Origin of the sequence: Celeribacter sp. (assembly GCF_048266405.1) — a bacterium.
GTDB lineage: Bacteria > Pseudomonadota > Alphaproteobacteria > Rhodobacterales > Rhodobacteraceae > Celeribacter.
The window spans coordinates 31,338-48,190 of the sequence record NZ_JBLWZO010000005.1 but is presented as its reverse complement, the minus strand read 5'-3'; the positions used below and the strand labels follow the sequence as shown (position 1 = coordinate 48,190).

The window sequence follows — 16,853 nt, the reverse complement described above, 5'->3', positions numbered from 1 at the left end:
CCCTTTTCGATAGGTTTAGCGTTTGTAGGTTGAGGGGCGGAACGGCATGTCCGCGACATTTACGGGAAGGCGTTTGCCACGCAATTCCGCAAAAACTTGGGTGCCTGTCGTGGCAAAACTGGTGGGCAAATACCCCATTGCAATCGGCTTTTCGAGCGAGGGCGCAAAGCCCCCAGAGGTAATTACACCAATCTGATCGGCGCTGTCCTCGGACGCGAACAAAGGCGTGCCCTCGCGCATCGGCGCACGGCCTTGCGGCAAAAGTCCGACACGCAAGCGCTCAGGTGTCCCGTCCAGTTCTGCCAGAATACGCGCCGCGCCAGGGAAGCCGCCCGCACGGGCCCCTCCCGTGCGGCGCACCTTTTGGATGGCCCACGCGATGTTGCCCTCTGCGGGCGATGTGGTGGTGTCGATGTCATGGCCATAGAGGCACAGCCCGGCCTCAAGGCGCAGACTGTCACGAGCGCCCAAACCGATGGGGGCAACCTCCTCCATCTCGCAAAGCGTTGCGGCAAATTCAGAGGCCAAATCAGCGGGCAGTGAAATTTCAAACCCGTCTTCGCCCGTGTATCCCGACCGCGAAATCCACCATTCGGCGCCGTTTACCTCAATGCGGTGGCTATCCATAAACCGCATCTCGGTCACGGCAGGCACGAGGCGAGCAAGGGCCGTTTCGGCGCTTGGGCCCTGCAACGCCAACAGCGCACGGTCGGTGATCTCAGTGACTGTGATATGCGCAGGCAAGTTGGCTTTGAGATGAGCAATATCCGCGCCCTTGCAGGCCGCGTTCACCACGAGGAACAACGCCTCGCCCGTGTTGGCAATCATCAAATCGTCGAGAATACCGCCCTCATCGTTGGTGAACACACCATAGCGCTGACGCCCTTTTGCAATCCCAGTGATCGATACGGGCACAAGGGCCTCAAGCGCGAGAGCAATCGCCTCGACACCTTGGTCAGAGGTGAGCATGACCTGCCCCATGTGGCTCACGTCGAACAGCCCCGCCTGCGCGCGCGTATGCAGATGCTCTTTCATCACGCCAAGCGGATATTGCACGGGCATCTCATAACCCGCAAAAGGCACCATTTTGGCCCCTTGGCTCACGTGAAAATCATAAAGTGGCGTGCGGCTCAACGTCGTCATGTCATCCTCTTTCCAACCCTACGGGACGTCCTCGTCGGTGACAGATCAACCGACATCACAACAGGGAAATCCCCTATCCGATGCCCCCTCTGTCCTGTGCGCCTGAGATCGTTATCCCTTCGGCGGGTGCGCATGACACCACTCTCCAGAGTTTTGATCCCGCGAAGGTCCTGTTGCCTGAGAGTTTACCGGGGCGGTTGCTCCTTCGGCACGGGGGCATTGCCCTTTCCGTTCTCCCAACACGAGATGTTTCGCGGACGTTATGCGAGCGCCAGATTCGGGGCAAGAGGCAAGTTTCCTATCGGAAACCAAAGTTGAAAAAACCCGCCCGTCGCGCAGGTGGCGAGGGCGGGCTTGAGACATTTTGCGCCAGTTTCGAGCAGCGCGTATCTTATTCGCTTAAAGCGACGGCGCTTTTTGCAACAGCGGCATCACGCTCGACATATCGGGGCCGCGCTCCATGCCCGTCACGGCTTTGCGCAGAGGCATGAACAACCCTTTGCCTTTACGGCCAGTGGCCTCCTTCACGGCAGTGGTCCACTCTTTCCATGTCTCGTCCGTGTAAGGATGGGGCGGCAACATGGCGAAGGCTTGGGCGATGAAGTCCTTATCCTCGTCATCCACGAGCGGCGTCGCGCCGTCTCGGAAAAGCTCCCACCACCCGGCCATGTCGGCCTTAACGGTGATGTTTTCACGCACAACGGTCCAGAAGGCCTCGGCCTGATCGGCAGGCACGCCAAGGGCGGCAACCTCGTCTTTGACTTCGGCAAACGGACGCGTGTGGTTGACCTGTGCCGAAAGCGGCAAAAGGTCTTTGGGGTCGAACTTGGTCGGAGCCGAGCCAAAGGTGGAAATGTCGAAGCCTTCGATCAGCTCCTCCATTGTGCTGCGCAACTCGACAGGCTGAGACGAGCCAAGGCGTGCCATCAGCGACAGAAGCGCCATCGGCTCGATCCCTTGGGCCCGCAAATCACGCAGAGACAAGGTGCCGAGACGTTTGGACAGCGCTTCACCTTCAGGGCCCGTCAAAAGCGAGTGATGCGCAAAGGCCGGAACCGTGCCGCCCAAGGCGGTGATGATCTGAATCTGCGTTGCCGTATTGGTGACGTGGTCGGAGCCGCGTACGACATGGGTGATGCCGTAGTCGATATCGTCGCACACAGAGGCCAATGTGTAGAGGAACTGACCGTCGGCACGGATGAGAACGGGGTCGGACACGGACGCGGCATCAATCGAAAGGTCGCCCAAGATACCGTCGGTCCATTCAATACGCTCGTGGTCCAACTTAAACCGCCAGACCCCATCGCCACGCTCGGCGCGCAGTTTGGCCTTTTCGTCTTCCGACAGCGCGAGATGGGCGCGGTCGTATACGGGCGGTTTGCCCATGTTGAGTTGCTTCTTGCGTTTGAGATCCAATTCCACGGGTGTCTCAAAACACTCGTAAAACCGACCATTAGCGCGCAGCTCATCGGCGGCCTGATTATAACGATCAAGGCGCTCGGATTGTTTTTCCAAACGGTCCCATGTCAGACCAAGCCATTCGAGGTCTTCCATGATCGCATCGGCGTATTCCTGTTTCGAGCGCTCGGGATCTGTATCGTCGAGGCGCAAGATGAATTGGCCGCCGCTTTTGCGAGCGATGAGGAAGTTGAACAGCGCAGTGCGCAGGTTGCCGATGTGGATGTAGCCTGTTGGCGAGGGGGCGAAACGTGTGACGGTCATGTCTATCTCCTGTTATCGCTTGCTCTTTCATATTGTGGGCAAAGAGTCCATATCGGGCGGGCCCCTGTTCATAAGGTTTGACCATGTCTGACACCCCGATCCACACCCCACTCGACGCCATTGCCCCCGACCTTGATCAAATCGAGGACATCGCCCACGCCACCCTTGCGGCCCTGCCGCCTGCGTTCAAAGTATTGGCCTCGCAAATCGCGCTTTCCGTATCGGATTTCGCACCTGAGGATTTGCTCGGCGAGATCGGGATCGAAGATCCGTTTGAATTGACGGGACTCTATACGGGCATTCCACTCACCGAGAAATCGGTGATGGATCAGGCCACCGCGCCCGACACGATCTGGCTGTTTCGCCGACCGATTTTAGACGAATGGGTGATGCGGGGGAATGTGACGCTACAGCAAATGGTGGCTCACGTGACCATCCACGAGTTAGCCCATCATTTCGGATGGTCGGACGAGGATATCGCAACCATCGACAAATGGTGGGTCGTCGATTGATCTGATGGCGAAACCCTCGGCAAGCCCTTCTCGTCACTTGACCTATTTGTCGCTGCAATATTTTCAAAGGAAAGATCAACATCTGCGCAATGCTGTGATTTGCATCAAGGTTGCTGGCGCGGTCATGTATAGTGTGGCGTCAACGATTCTATAAGAAACAGGAGCGCGCTCATGGCTGATATCCTGACGGTCACACTCAATCCAACCGTAGACCTGTCCACGGTGGCACCCGAGGTCACATCTGGACCGAAACTTCGGTGTGATACGCCCACCGCAGACCCGGGTGGTGGCGGCATCAACGTCTCGCGTGCCATCAAGTTTCTGGGCGGGAAAAGCACGGCTTTCATCGCCGCAGGGGGTGAAACGGGTGCACGGCTGTTGCAGTTATTGGCCGCCGAACATGTCAAATTCACGGCCTTCAATGTGACGGGCGACACCCGACAATCCATCGCCGTCACTGACGCCTCGACGGGAGAGCAATACAGGTTTGTGATGCCCGGCCCTGTGTGGGATCGCGCGACGGTAAGTGACGCGCTTCATGCTATTGAAGCCGCTGCGCCCAAAGGCGGACTTGTGGTGCTTTCCGGTTCTCAACCGCCCGGCGTTCCTGCGAGCTTCACCGCACAACTCCAAAGCATTTTGACTCCGAAATCATGCGACCTCTTTGTCGACACCTCTGGCGCGCCGCTCCATGCCTTGGCCACATCGGCGGTCGGACCCTTTGTCCTGCGCATGGATGATGTCGAGGCCGAGGATCTGGCCAACCGCCCTTTGCTCAAACGCACGGATACAGCTGATTTCGCCTCTGAGCTTGTAGCGCAGGGCGTGGCGCAGAACGTCATTATCGCCCGCGGCTCGGACGGTTCGACATTAGTCAACAAAGACGGGCGTTGGCATTGCTCTCGCGCCATTGACCCTGCGGACGTTGTCTCCGCAGTGGGCGCAGGAGACAGTTTCGTGGGCGCGTTCTGCATGGCGGTTGCCCGTGGCGACACGCTTGTCCATGCGCTTGCAATGGGAACTGCGGCGGCCTCTGCGGCAGTGATCACCGCAGGCACACAACTATGCAATGCGAGCGACGTTATGACACTGCTGCCCGACTGCGAGCTATCCGAAATCTAGCCCGTTTAGGACTTATCGCGCCATCCGTTCACAATGGGGTAGCGTCGATCTAGCCAGAAGGCGGCAGGGGTCAGGCGTGGTCCGGGTGCGGATTGGTAGCGTTTGTATTCGGAGATGTAGAGCAGATGCTCGACCCGCTTGACCGTCTCGCGTTCAAACCCTTTGGCCACCAGATCGGCGACGCTTTCGTCGTGATCCACAAGCCCTTCAAGGATCGCATCAAGCACCTCATAGGGCGGCAGGCTATCATCGTCGCGCTGATCGGGACGCAGTTCCGCTGAGGGGGGTTTGTCGATGATCGACACGGGAATGACTTCTCCCGCAGGGCCCTTCATCCATGGACGGTGGTTGGCGTTGCGCCACCGGCATTGATCGAACACGCGGGTTTTGTAGAGGTCTTTGATCGGATTGTAGCCGCCGTTCATGTCGCCATAAATCGTGCAATAGCCGACGGCGACTTCGGATTTATTGCCCGTGGTCAACAACATCGAGCCGAATTTGTTCGAGATCGCCATCAACAGCAAACCGCGCAGACGCGACTGGACGTTTTCTTCGGTCACGTCCGCATCGCGTCCCTCGAACAACGAGGCAAGCGTGTGGGTGATCGCATCGCGCCCCTCGGAGATCGGCACAAAGTCATAGCGACAGCCAAGCCGCTGCGCGATGTCTTTGGCGTCATCAAGCGAGCTTTGCGAGGTGTATTCCGATGGCAGCATCACGCAGCGCACATTCTCCGCGCCCAAGGCATCCGTGGCAATCGTCGCCACAATCGCGCTATCAATCCCGCCCGACAGCCCAAGCACGACCTTTTTGAAACCCGTCTTGCCAAGGTAGTCGCCCAAACCCTCGACCATCACGCGGTAATCTTGTTCCCATTCATCGGGATGATGCGTGATCTCGCCCTCGCTTGCGACCCAGCCTTCCGCCTCGCGGGTGAAATCCACGTGGCGCAGGCATTCATCGAACACGGGCAGAATATGCGCGGGCTTGCCGTGGCGGTTCAGAACAAATGAACCACCATCAAAAACCTGATCATCCTGCCCGCCGACCATATTGAGATAGACCAGTGGCACATCGTTCTCAGTGACGCGAGCCACCATATGGCTCAAGCGCACATCGAATTTATTGCGGAAATACGGAGAGCCGTTTGGCACGATGAGAATTTCAGCGCCGCTTTCGACTTGGGCTTCCGCCACATCCTCATGCCACGCATCCTCGCAAATAGGCGATCCGATCCGCATGGGGCCAATGGCGTACGGACCTTCAAGCGGGCCTTCGGAGAACAGGCGCTTTTCGTCGAAGACGTTGAAGTTGGGCAAGCGGTGCTTGCGCAGAACCTGCTTCACACCGCCCTCAGCCAAAATCCAGTACCCGTTATAAAGCGCGTCACCATAGGCATATGGCCCACCGACCCCGATGGCGGGACCATCGACGGTGAGGGCTGCAAGCTCGTCCATCTTGGCCATTGCGGCGTTGACCAAAGCGGGCTTTTTCACCAAATCCTGCGGTTGATAGCCTATCAGGAACAGCTCGGGAAAGACCACCATATCCGCCGAAGCCGCCTTGGCCTCCGCGTAAGCGGCCCGCACGGCATCGGCATTGGCGTCAATCGCGCCAACGGTCGGGTTCAACTGGGCCATCGTCAGACGGAATGTATCGCTCATATTGCACGCCTTTGCTCATTTGTGTTCGGTTTATCAGACTGTGCGGCAAGGGAAAGCCGATCACGGCAAAAACATTTGCTCATGTGTGCTGACCCCTTTACGCTTGCGCCAACGGCAAGACCTGAACGCGGTCCATTATTGAGGGCGCGCAACGGGCTATGACCAACTATGGGGTACGACAGGTGAAACGCGCGACATTTCTCACATCATTTGCAGTTTTGGGAGCCGTGATCTCTCTTTCGGCGACGCCACTGTCCGCACAAGACGCAGGCGAGGTGATCACCCGTCAAAACGATCAAGGCGGCATTTATGAGGGCACGTTCAAGGACGGCGTTCAACACGGTGTTGGCTCCTACCGCCTCCCCTCCGGATTTGAATACACAGGCGAATGGTTTGAAGGAGAGATCAGAGGCGAAGGCCTCGCGCGTTATCCCGATGGTTCCGTTTATGAGGGTGCTTTTGAAGCAGGCAAGCCCCACGGCTTTGGCCAAATCACCTATGCAGATGGCGGCACCTATGAGGGCGATTGGGTCGAGGGTGAAGCCACCGGCTCCGGCGTTGCGGTCTATGCCAATGGCGTCAAATACGAGGGCGGCTTTCTCGCCGCCAACCACCACGGTCAAGGGCGCATGGAAAGCCCTTCCGGTTATGTCTATGAAGGCGCATGGGTCAATGGCGTCAAAGAGGGCAAAGGCACCATCACCTACCCCGAGGGCGCCACCTATGTTGGCGATCTCGCCAATGATCAACGCTCGGGTGCGGGCGTTTTGACCATGCCTGACGGGTTGGTGTTTGATTGCACTTGGGCCGACAACCAGTGCAACGGCACAGGCACCATCACGCAGCCTAACGGCGATGTCTACGTGGGCGATCTCAAAGATGGCAAGCGCGAGGGGCAAGGCAAAGTCACCTATGCCAACGGCGATGTCTACGAGGGTGCCTTTGTCGATGACAAGCGTCATGGGATTGGCACCTACACGGGCACCGATGGCTACACCTACAAAGGACAATGGACCGAAGGCCGCATTGAGGGCAACGGACGCGTCACCCATCCAGATGGCTCGGTCTACGTCGGTGAATTCCTCGACGATCTCAGCCACGGCAAAGGTATGATCACCTATCCGTCGGGCACCACCTACGAAGGCGACTGGCAATACGGCATTATCGAGGGAACGGGCACGGCGAAATACGCCAATGGCCTGATCTACGAAGGCGAGTTCAAAAACGCGCGCAATCACGGCAAAGGAAAAATGACCTACACCGACGGCTTCGTCTACGAGGGCGACTGGATCGATGGTGTACGTGAGGGCAAAGGCAAAGCAACCTACACCGATGGCACAGTCTACGAGGGTGATTTCGTCGCGGGCCGCCGCGAAGGACAAGGCACAGCCGTAATGCCCTCGGGGTTCACCTATACGGGCGAATGGGCGAACGGTGAATTCAACGGCATGGGCCGCGCCACCTACGCAAATGGCGACATTTATGAGGGCATGTTCGCGGACGGCAAACGCCAAGGCAAAGGGACAATCACCTATGCTTCGGGCGAAGTGGCCTCCGGCGAATGGGCTGATGGCGCATTGGTCTCTCAGGTGTCTGATGCCACGACGCCCGAGACCACGCCAGATGAAGCGGCCCCGCAAGACCCGCCTGCCGACACCCAATAACGACGCTTTATATATAAAGTCCCAAACATGGGTTTACGCAGGAATACGCGCCTAGCCGCAATGTTCCGCGCCATAGGCTTGCGTCTATCACCTGCAAAAAGTTGGTTTTGGGGGTTTTCATTAAGGTTCGCGTGACTATAGTTCAAAACATGATGACAAACGCACATATCGCTCTTGCCCAACCGCGCCTTTGCGCGGGTTGCGCCCGTGCGCGTCTTCTCCTTCTTAGCTGCCTCTGAGCGTGCCTTCGGCGCGATGCTCAGAGGTTGACACTTTGCGCCGCTCCAAAACCACGCAAATCAATAGCTAAGGACACGATCCTATGACACCTGTTACCCTTGCTCAAAAGCTCACGCTTTTTGATGCTTGCCGGGCTTCCATACACGTATCAGCCCGCACAAACAGCCATATCATGGCTGCGACACGTCAGGGCAAATTCCCGTCTCTCTGTCATAAGACATCTAATGATTTCGCTCTCACGCTTGAGGGTGAACCGATCATGGATTACGAAGGCGTCGATCCGGTCATTGTCCCCGAGGGGCACACCCACCGCCCCCGCGCCAAAGCGAAGGCCACGGTCCTCCTGATCGCGCCGCACGGCAACACCAATTCCGGCGATAGCGGCAAAGACGCCCGCGCCAACAACATACATTTAAACGAGGCACGATATGTCTGACCAAGTCCTGATTTTTGACACGACCTTGCGCGATGGCGAACAATCTCCCGGCGCGACGATGAGCCATGACGAAAAGCTCGAAATTGCAACGTTGCTCGACGAGATGGGCGTAGACATCATCGAAGCGGGTTTCCCGATCGCCTCCGAAGGCGATTTCGACGCGGTGTCCGAGATTGCCAAAAACTCCAAGAATTCGGTGATCTGTGGCCTCGCCCGCGCGAGTTTCAAAGACATCGACCGCTGCATGGAGGCCGTCAAACACGCAGCCCGCCCCCGCATCCACACCTTTATCGGCACCTCGCCATTGCACCGTGACATCACGGCGCTCGACATGGACAGCATGGCCGACAAAATCCACGAGACCGTGACCCATGCACGCAACCTGTGCGACGATGTTCAATGGTCGCCAATGGACGCGATCCGCACCGAGCATGATTACCTGTGCCGCGTGGTGGAAATCGCGATCAAAGCTGGGGCGACCACGATCAACATTCCCGACACCGTTGGCTACACGATCCCGCGCGAAAGCTCCGACATCATCAAAATGTTGCTCGAGCGTGTGCCCGGTGCCGACGAAATCGTGTTTGCGACCCACTGTCACAACGACCTCGGCATGGCCACGGCCAACGCTTTGGCCGCTGTCGAAGCAGGCGCACGCCAGATCGAATGCACAATCAACGGCTTGGGCGAACGCGCGGGCAACACGGCGCTCGAAGAAGTCGTGATGGCGCTCAAGGTGCGCAGCGACATCATGCCGTACTCCACAGGCATCGACACGACAAAGATCATGAACATCTCGCGTCGCGTGGCGCAGGTGTCGGGTTTCCCTGTGCAGTTCAACAAAGCGATTGTCGGCAAGAACGCCTTTGCCCACGAAAGCGGCATCCACCAAGACGGGATGCTCAAAAACTCCGAAACCTTCGAGATCATGCGCCCCGCTGATGTGGGGCTGTCGGGCACCTCGTTGCCGCTTGGCAAGCACTCAGGCCGCGCGGCCTTGCGTGCCAAACTCGAAGAGTTGGGCTTCGAGCTTGCCGACAATCAACTCAAAGACGTCTTTGTGCGGTTCAAGGAATTGGCCGACCGCAAAAAAGAAGTCTTTGACGACGACCTGATCGCCCTGCTCCGCGATGCGGCTGGCGGCGAGCAGAACGACCACGTGAAACTCAAATCGCTCAAGGTCGTCTGTGGTACTGAAGGCCCGCAACAGGCCGTCATGGTTCTGGACGTCGATGGCGTCGAGAAATCTGCGGATGTGACGGGCGACGGTCCAGTGGACGCGACCTTCAAGGCGATCAAAGAAATCTTCCCGATGTCCTCGCGCCTGCAACTCTACCAAGTGCACGCTGTAACCGAAGGCACCGACGCACAGGCCACCGTTTCTGTGCGCCTTGAGGAAGATGGCAAGATTGCTACGGGTCAGTCGAGCGACACTGATACGGTTGTGGCCTCGGCCAAGGCCTATATCAATGCGCTCAACCGCCTGTTGGTGCGCCGCGAAAAATCCGCCCCCGGGGCGGATGTCAAAGAAGTAAAATACACCGACGCAAGCTAAGACGCTCGACTGCACGGTTTAACGATAATGGCCATCCTTCGGGGTGGCCATTTTTGTGACCGACCTGCTCACTTTTGACGGCGCGTCTCACAGACCCGTCACGCAAAAGTGGCGGCGCTTTGCCGCCTTGCTCGAAAGCGACCCTTTTCCATAGGGCCAGACCCTCTTATAAGACCTTCGGTGTGGGAGATTCTCTCCCATGTCGGAGTGAAGGACATTAGGGGCAATATGGCGGGTTTTTCGGGACTTTTTTCAGCGGATATGGCGATTGACCTCGGCACCGCAAACACACTTGTCTACGTAAAAGGCAAAGGCGTGATCCTCAATGAGCCATCTGTTGTGGCCTATCATGTCAAGGACGGGCGCAAGCAAGTGCTCGCTGTTGGCGAAGATGCCAAGCACATGCTCGGGAAAACCCCCGGCTCGATTGAAGCCATTCGTCCGATGCGTGATGGTGTGATTGCCGACTTCGACACCGCCGAAGAGATGATCAAGCACTTCATCCGCAAGGTCCACAAACGCACGACATTCTCCAAGCCCAAGATCATCGTCTGTGTCCCACACGGCGCGACCCCCGTTGAGAAACGCGCGATCCGCCAGTCGGTGATGTCCGCAGGGGCCCGTAAAGCCGGTCTGATCGCAGAGCCTATCGCCGCCGCCATCGGCGCGGGCATGCCCATCACCGACCCGACGGGCAACATGGTTGTCGACATTGGTGGCGGGACCACCGAGGTGGCCGTTTTGTCCCTCGGCGATATCGTCTATGCGCGTTCTGTACGCGTCGGCGGCGACCGTATGGATGACGCCATCATTGCCTACCTGCGCCGTCAACAGAACCTGCTGATCGGCGAAGGCACCTCCGAGCGGATCAAAACCACCATCGGCACGGCACGTATGCCCGACGACGGGCGCGGCTTGGTCATGACCATCCGCGGGCGCGACCTGCTCAACGGTGTTCCCAAAGAAATCGAGATCACACAAGCGCAAGTGGCCGAAGCTCTCGCCGAACCCGTACAGCAGATTTGCGAAGCGGTGATGCAAGCGCTTGAAACGACCCCGCCCGACCTCGCCGCCGACATCGTAGACCGTGGCGTGATGCTTACGGGTGGCGGTGCCTTGCTTGGCGATCTGGATCTGGCCTTGCGCGAACAGACAGGTCTGGCCATTTCGGTCGCCGATGAGCCGCTCAATTGTGTGGCTATGGGCACGGGTAAGGCCTTGGAGTTTGAAAAGCAGCTCCGTCATGTAATTGACTACGACAGCTGATACTGGGCGCCCATCTCCCCTCAGGGGCATCGGGTCACCACAGCATAAGAGGTGATCGTGGCTAGAGACAAAAACACATCGGACAACTACGTCCGCCCGATCCGGCGTTTGCTGGTCGGCCTTTTGGTGTTGGTGTTTTTGGCCCTGTTTGTCTTGTGGCGGATCGACAGCCCGCGCGTCGAACGCATCCGTGCAAATCTCGTTGACACCTTCGTTCCCTCCTTCTCATGGGCCTTGGTGCCTGTGACGAAATTTGTCGGCATGGTCGAAGGCTTTCAAAGCTATCAACGCATCTACGAACAGAACCAAGAGTTGCGCCGCGAGTTGCGCCAGATGACCGCATGGAAAGAAGCCGCACTTCAGTTAGAGCAAAAGAACGCCAAGCTGCTCGACCTGAACCAAGTGCGCATCGACCCGAAATACACCTACGTTACAGGCGTGGTCATGGCCGACAGCGGATCACCTTTTCGCCAGTCAGTCGTTTTGAACGTTGGCGCGCGGGACGGCATTATGGACGGCTGGGCGACGATGGACGGTGTCGGTCTGGTCGGACGGATTTCTGGCGTGGGCGAGAATACCGCCCGTGTAATCTTGTTGACCGACAGCAACTCGCGCTTGCCCGTCGCTATCCAGCCCTCGGGACAACGCGCGATCCTTGCGGGTGACAACTCCCCACGGCCACCACTTGAGTTCATCGAAAGCCCCGAATTGGTGCGCCCGGGCGATCGGGTTGTTTCATCGGGCGATGGCGGCGTCTTCCCCCCCGGTCTGTTGATCGGTCAGGTGGCATTGGGTCCGGACCGTCGGTTGAGAGTCGCACTGTCAGCAGACTACGAACGCCTCGATTACCTTAGGGTTTTGCGCACCCATGAGGGCGAAAAAATCGTCGACCCCGGCGCATTGATTGTCGGGCCAGAGCCACTCACCCCGTTCGCGGAAAACACCGAAGAGACCGACACACAAGACGAAGAGGCGACCGATGGTTGATCCTCATACGCTTCATCGGTGGTCGCATCGTCTCCTGTTTGTGGCGATTTCGGCATTCTCCTTGTTCATCTATATTCTGCCGTTGCATGTCGGCACGGCCCGTTGGCCCGGGCCGGACTTGATCGTGGCCTTTGCCTTTGCATGGGTGTTGCGCCGTCCCGCTTGGATGCCGCTATGGTTAGCCGCGCCGATCTTTTTGATCTGTGACTTTATGTTCTTGCGCCCTCCTGGCCTGTGGGCCGCGCTCTGCGTCATCGCTCTCGAATTTTTACGCACCCGCGAAGCAACCTCCCGCGATATGCCCTTCTTCGTAGAATGGATGATGGTCAGCGGTGTGATGCTTGCAATGGCTGTAGTTTACCGTGCGGTTCTTGCTGTATTCATGGTCGATCTCACCTCATTAGGCCTTGTCATCTCGGGACAAATTTCGACCCTGATTGCTTATCCGGTTGTGGTCCTGATCTCCACATTCGTTTTGGGCGTACGCCGTCTCACTCCCGCTGAGGCCGATGAATTGCGGGGACAAGTCTAATGCGTCGCTCTCCGCAAGAAACAGCCCTCTCGGCCCGCAAAATATCGCGTCGCGCAATGTTGCTGGGTGGCGCGCAGCTTGGCTTTATGGGCCTTTTGGGTCTGCGAATGCGTTATATGCAAGTCGAGCAAGCTGACGAATTCCGCCTGATGGCCGAGGACAACCGCATCAAGGTCCGCCTTTTACCGCCGGCTCGTGGCCTCCTGTACGACCGCAACGGTGTGGCATTGGCCGAGAACGAACAAACATTTCGCATCGTAATCCGCAAAGAGGATGCAAACCAGATCGATCAGGTTCTGGCAGAGTTGGAGCACCTCATAAATCTGCCCAAATCCGAGCAGGAGCGCGTGCGCGAAGGATTGCGTAAAGCAGGACCATCCGCCCCTGTGACCATTGCCGACCGCTTGTCTTGGGAAGCCTTTTCCGCCGTGGCGGCCAACGGCCCCGCGCTTCCGGGAGTGACACCCGAAGTGGGCCTGACCCGTCACTATCCGCTCGGTGAGGATTTCGCCCATACGGTTGGCTACGTCCGCGCCGTCACCCGAGACAAGTTGGACAAGATGGAAGTGGTCGATCCGATCTACCGCATTCCAGATTTCCAAATCGGTATGACAGGTGTTGAAACCACGTTGGAAGATCAACTCAAAGGCAAGGCAGGCACGTTACGTGTCGAGCAAAATGCGCGCGGCCGGATCATCCGCGAGCTCGACCGCCAAGAGGGGATTCCGGGTTCAAATATTCAACTGACATTCGATCACAAAATGCAGAATTTTGTGCAGGCCCGTCTTGCAGGAGAAAGCGCCGCGGCTGTCATTCTGGATATTGAAACGGGAGATGTTATGGCTGCGGGATCAACCCCCGCCTTTGATCCTAACCAGTTCGTGCGCGGTATTTCGGTGGCAGACTATAGCGCTTTACTGGAGAATAAATACCGACCTCTGCCCTCAAAGTCTGTCCAAGGGGCCTACCCCCCGGGATCTACATTCAAAATGGTCACGGCACTGGCCGCCCTTGAGGCGGGCGTCGTCGCCCCCGATGAAACCGTGCGTTGCGTAGGACATACCGAGGTGGGGGGGCGCAGGTTCCACTGTTGGAAACGCGCTGGCCACGGCAATGTTAACCTCGTCGGATCGCTGCGCCATTCATGTGATGTCTATTACTACGAGATGGCCCAACGCGCAGGTATTGAAAAAATCGCCGAGATGGGTCGCAAGCTCGGCCTTGGTGAAAGCTATGGATTGCCCTTGCCGGGGATGAGTTCCGGCCTAATGCCTGATAAACAGTGGAAACTCCAAAAACGTGGTGCCGAATGGGTGATCGGTGACAGTCTGAACGCCTCTATCGGGCAAGGTTTTGTGCTGACCACTCCAATGCAACTTGCCGTCATGACCGCTCGCATTGCGTCAGGACGTGAAGTAATCCCGCGCCTTGTGAAATCCATCGACGGGGTCGAACAGGAAATACTCGGCGGCGACAAACTGGATATCAACGAAAACATGCTCCGTGCCGTGCGTCAGGGCATGTATGAGGTGACAAATTCGTCACGCGGCACGGCCTATCGGTCACGGATCGCGGACGCGACACTACAAATGGCGGGGAAAACGGGCACCAGCCAAGTGCGCAACAAAGTTGTGAATAACAACAACGTCCCGTGGGAAGAGCGCGACCACGCCCTCTTCGTCTCCTATGCGCCCTATGACAATCCGCGCTATGCGGTTTCGGTCGTAGTCGAACATGGCGGCGGCGGATCATCGACAGCCGCTCCCATTGCACGCGATCTGATGCTGTTTGCCCTGCATGGCTCGGTGCCGCCGCTTGACAGCTATCCGTCCTCGCAACGCGGTACGATCCGCGAACGATTCCGCACCTTGCCTCTGCGCGACGACCCCGAGGCAGACACCGAGAAGAGCCGCGCATGAGTTATCTTGAAAGCAATATGAAGACGGTCCCAACGGGCCTATCCAAAGTGCTTTACGTCAATTGGGCCTTGGTCGTGCTACTCACGGCAGTCGCGTCAGTCGGGTTTATCATGCTCTATTCCAACGCAGGTGGGTCGCTCACGCCGTGGGCAGAACCCCAGATGAAGCGCTTTGCACTTGGGATCGCCCTGATGCTCTTTATCGGAATGGTGCCGATCTATTTCTGGCGCAACGTTGCCGGCCTTGGATACATCCTGTCGTTCGTACTCCTGTTAGTTGTGGAGTTTTTTGGCGATGTTGGCATGGGCGCTCAGCGGTGGATTGACCTCGGGTTTATGCGGCTGCAACCCTCGGAGTTGATGAAAGTCACCCTCGTGATGTTTTTGGCCGCATATTATGATTGGCTCGATATCAAGAAAGTCTCGCGTCCAATCTATGTGGCCATTCCCGTCATCCTCATCATGGTGCCGACCTTTCTGGTCCTCAAACAGCCTGACCTCGGGACTTCTATCCTGTTGGTCATTGGCGGCGCGATTGTGATGTTCGCGGCGGGAGTGTCGCTATGGTATTTCGGAGCAGTGGCCGCCATGGTCAGTGGCCTTGTCGCTGCTGTCTTCGCCTCACGCGGCACCACATGGCAGTTGCTGAAGGACTACCAATACCGCAGGATTGATACCTTCCTCGATCCTTCCTCCGACCCCTTAGGCGCGGGTTATCACATTTCGCAAGCCAAGATTGCGCTTGGTTCGGGCGGTTGGACGGGCCGCGGGTTCATGCAGGGCACCCAAAGCCGCTTGAACTTCCTCCCCGAGAAACACACCGACTTCATCTTCACCACTTTGGCCGAAGAGTTCGGGTTTCTGGGAGGGTTCTCGCTGCTGTTGCTCTACGCGTTAATCATCGTGTTTTGCATTGTCTCCGCCATGCGCAACTCTGACCGTTTCGGATCTCTCGTCACTATCGGGATCGCCGCGACTTTCTTTTTGTTCTTTGCGGTCAATATGTCGATGGTCATGGGCTTGGCCCCTGTCGTGGGCGTTCCCCTGCCGCTCGTCTCCTATGGAGGCTCGGCGATGCTCGTTCTTATGGCGGCCTTTGGCATAGTTCAGTCCGCGCACGTCCATCGCCCAAGAGGCCGCTCATGACGCTGACACTCTTGTTTTCCGCACCTGATCGGCTTTGGCCTGCCTATAGCGCCGCCCTGCCCCATGCCCTCGCCGAAGCGGGCATCGACGCGCAGATCACGCGCGAGACCGACAATCCTGAAACCGTCGATTACATCATCTACGCGCCCAACAAGACGCTGACCGATTTCACCCCGTTCACCCGCGCCAAGGCCGTGTTGTCGCTTTGGGCAGGCGTCGAGCGGATCGTCTCCAACCCGACACTGACCCAACCACTGTGCCGCATGGTCGATGACGGGTTGGCGCTTGGAATGCGGGATTATGTTGTGGGGCATGTGATGCGTCATCATCTTGGCATGGACGCACATATTCTCGGACTAGGTGGCGTGTGGGATCAGGTGGTTCCACCCCTCGCCCGAGATCGCACGGTTGCCGTTCTGGGTCTTGGGGCCTTGGGGCAGTTCTGTGCGACGGCCCTCGCGGAGTTCGGGTTCAAAACGTTCGGATGGTCGCGCTCACCCAAGGAGATCGCAGGGATCACCTGCGCGCACGGAGCAGACGGATTGCGTGACGTGTTGCGCCACGCCGAGATCGTTGTGACGCTCCTGCCCAATACACCAGAAACGGAGAACACACTCAATGCGCAGAGCCTTGCACTCCTGCCCAAGGGCGCTGTGATCATCAATCCCGGTCGAGGGGCGTTGATCGACGATGACGCGTTATTGTCATCCCTTGATACTGGCCACATCGGGCATGCAACGCTTGATGTGTTTCGCGCCGAACCATTGCCCGCCACGCATCCCTACTGGTCGCATCCGCACGTCACAGTCACGCCGCACATTGCTGCCGAAACGCGCCCAGAGACGGCGTCTCATGTTATCGCGGACAACATTCGCCGCAGCGAGACTGGCGCACCGCTTTTGCATGAGGTCGACAAAAAAGCGGGCTACTGACGCGCCCGCATTTT

The 16,853-nt window shown here is 57.9% G+C and carries 14 protein-coding genes and 1 riboswitch; of the genes, 11 read left to right on the top strand and 3 right to left on the bottom strand.

Features of this window, described 5'->3' with window-relative positions:
- Positions 1–15: 15 nt before the first annotated feature.
- Positions 16–1,143 (bottom strand): glycine cleavage system aminomethyltransferase GcvT, encoded by a 1,128-nt coding sequence (gene gcvT, locus ACN0TS_RS11090; RefSeq protein ID WP_417259423.1) that lies wholly within the window; start codon positions 1,141–1,143, stop codon positions 16–18.
- A gap of 155 nt (positions 1,144–1,298) precedes the next feature.
- Positions 1,299–1,392: riboswitch (glycine riboswitch) on the bottom strand.
- A gap of 150 nt (positions 1,393–1,542) precedes the next feature.
- Positions 1,543–2,865, bottom strand: coding sequence for a glutamate--tRNA ligase (gene gltX, locus ACN0TS_RS11085; RefSeq protein WP_417259422.1), 1,323 nt, complete (start codon positions 2,863–2,865; stop codon positions 1,543–1,545).
- Positions 2,866–2,948: 83 nt separating this feature from the next.
- On the opposite strand from gltX, the gene ACN0TS_RS11080 reads away from it, so the two are divergent.
- Together ACN0TS_RS11080 and ACN0TS_RS11075 are read left to right on the top strand one after the other, a co-directional pair.
- Positions 2,949–3,377 carry a metallopeptidase family protein gene (locus tag ACN0TS_RS11080; RefSeq protein ID WP_417259421.1) on the top strand — a complete coding sequence of 143 codons (429 nt, stop codon included), beginning with the start codon at positions 2,949–2,951 and terminating at the stop codon, positions 3,375–3,377.
- A gap of 171 nt (positions 3,378–3,548) precedes the next feature.
- The gene (locus ACN0TS_RS11075; protein WP_417259420.1) at positions 3,549–4,499 is read left to right on the top strand and encodes a 1-phosphofructokinase family hexose kinase; all 951 of its coding nucleotides are present in this window, start codon (positions 3,549–3,551) and stop codon (positions 4,497–4,499) included.
- 5 nt (positions 4,500–4,504) lie between these two features.
- Here ACN0TS_RS11075 and ACN0TS_RS11070 read toward each other — a convergent pair whose 3' ends face one another.
- Positions 4,505–6,163 (bottom strand): NAD+ synthase, encoded by a 1,659-nt coding sequence (locus tag ACN0TS_RS11070; RefSeq protein ID WP_417259419.1) that lies wholly within the window; start codon positions 6,161–6,163, stop codon positions 4,505–4,507.
- A 158-nt stretch (positions 6,164–6,321) separates the two neighbouring features.
- Between ACN0TS_RS11070 and ACN0TS_RS11065 the strand changes: the two genes are divergently transcribed.
- From ACN0TS_RS11065 to ACN0TS_RS11025, 9 genes are all read left to right on the top strand, one after another.
- Positions 6,322–7,827, top strand: a complete 1,506-nt coding sequence (locus ACN0TS_RS11065) for an MORN repeat-containing protein (protein ID WP_417259418.1) — start codon at positions 6,322–6,324, stop codon at positions 7,825–7,827.
- Positions 7,828–8,239: 412 nt separating this feature from the next.
- Positions 8,240–8,503 carry a hypothetical protein gene (locus ACN0TS_RS11060; RefSeq protein WP_417259417.1) on the top strand — a complete coding sequence of 88 codons (264 nt, stop codon included), beginning with the start codon at positions 8,240–8,242 and terminating at the stop codon, positions 8,501–8,503.
- Positions 8,496–10,058 (top strand): 2-isopropylmalate synthase, encoded by a 1,563-nt coding sequence (locus ACN0TS_RS11055; protein ID WP_417259416.1) that lies wholly within the window; start codon positions 8,496–8,498, stop codon positions 10,056–10,058. The genes ACN0TS_RS11060 and ACN0TS_RS11055 overlap by 8 nt, the downstream gene beginning before the upstream one ends.
- A 228-nt stretch (positions 10,059–10,286) precedes the next feature.
- The gene (locus ACN0TS_RS11050; RefSeq protein WP_417259415.1) at positions 10,287–11,324 is read left to right on the top strand and encodes a rod shape-determining protein; all 1,038 of its coding nucleotides are present in this window, start codon (positions 10,287–10,289) and stop codon (positions 11,322–11,324) included.
- 57 nt (positions 11,325–11,381) lie between these two features.
- Positions 11,382–12,311, top strand: a complete 930-nt coding sequence (gene mreC / locus ACN0TS_RS11045) for a rod shape-determining protein MreC (RefSeq protein WP_417259414.1) — start codon at positions 11,382–11,384, stop codon at positions 12,309–12,311.
- Complete coding sequence (locus tag ACN0TS_RS11040; RefSeq protein ID WP_417259413.1) at positions 12,304–12,843, top strand: rod shape-determining protein MreD; 540 nt, start codon at positions 12,304–12,306, stop codon at positions 12,841–12,843. The genes mreC and ACN0TS_RS11040 overlap by 8 nt, the downstream gene beginning before the upstream one ends.
- Entirely contained in the window at positions 12,843–14,762 is a 1,920-nt protein-coding gene (gene mrdA / locus ACN0TS_RS11035) for a penicillin-binding protein 2 (RefSeq protein WP_417259412.1), read from the top strand. The genes ACN0TS_RS11040 and mrdA overlap by 1 nt, the downstream gene beginning before the upstream one ends.
- A complete protein-coding gene (rodA, locus tag ACN0TS_RS11030; RefSeq protein WP_417259411.1) occupies positions 14,759–15,907 on the top strand; it encodes a rod shape-determining protein RodA in 1,149 nt (382 codons plus the stop codon). Before mrdA ends, rodA begins: the two co-directional genes overlap by 4 nt.
- Positions 15,904–16,839, top strand: a complete 936-nt coding sequence (locus tag ACN0TS_RS11025) for a 2-hydroxyacid dehydrogenase (protein WP_417259410.1) — start codon at positions 15,904–15,906, stop codon at positions 16,837–16,839. The genes rodA and ACN0TS_RS11025 overlap by 4 nt, the downstream gene beginning before the upstream one ends.
- The last annotated feature ends 14 nt before the right edge of the window (positions 16,840–16,853 follow it).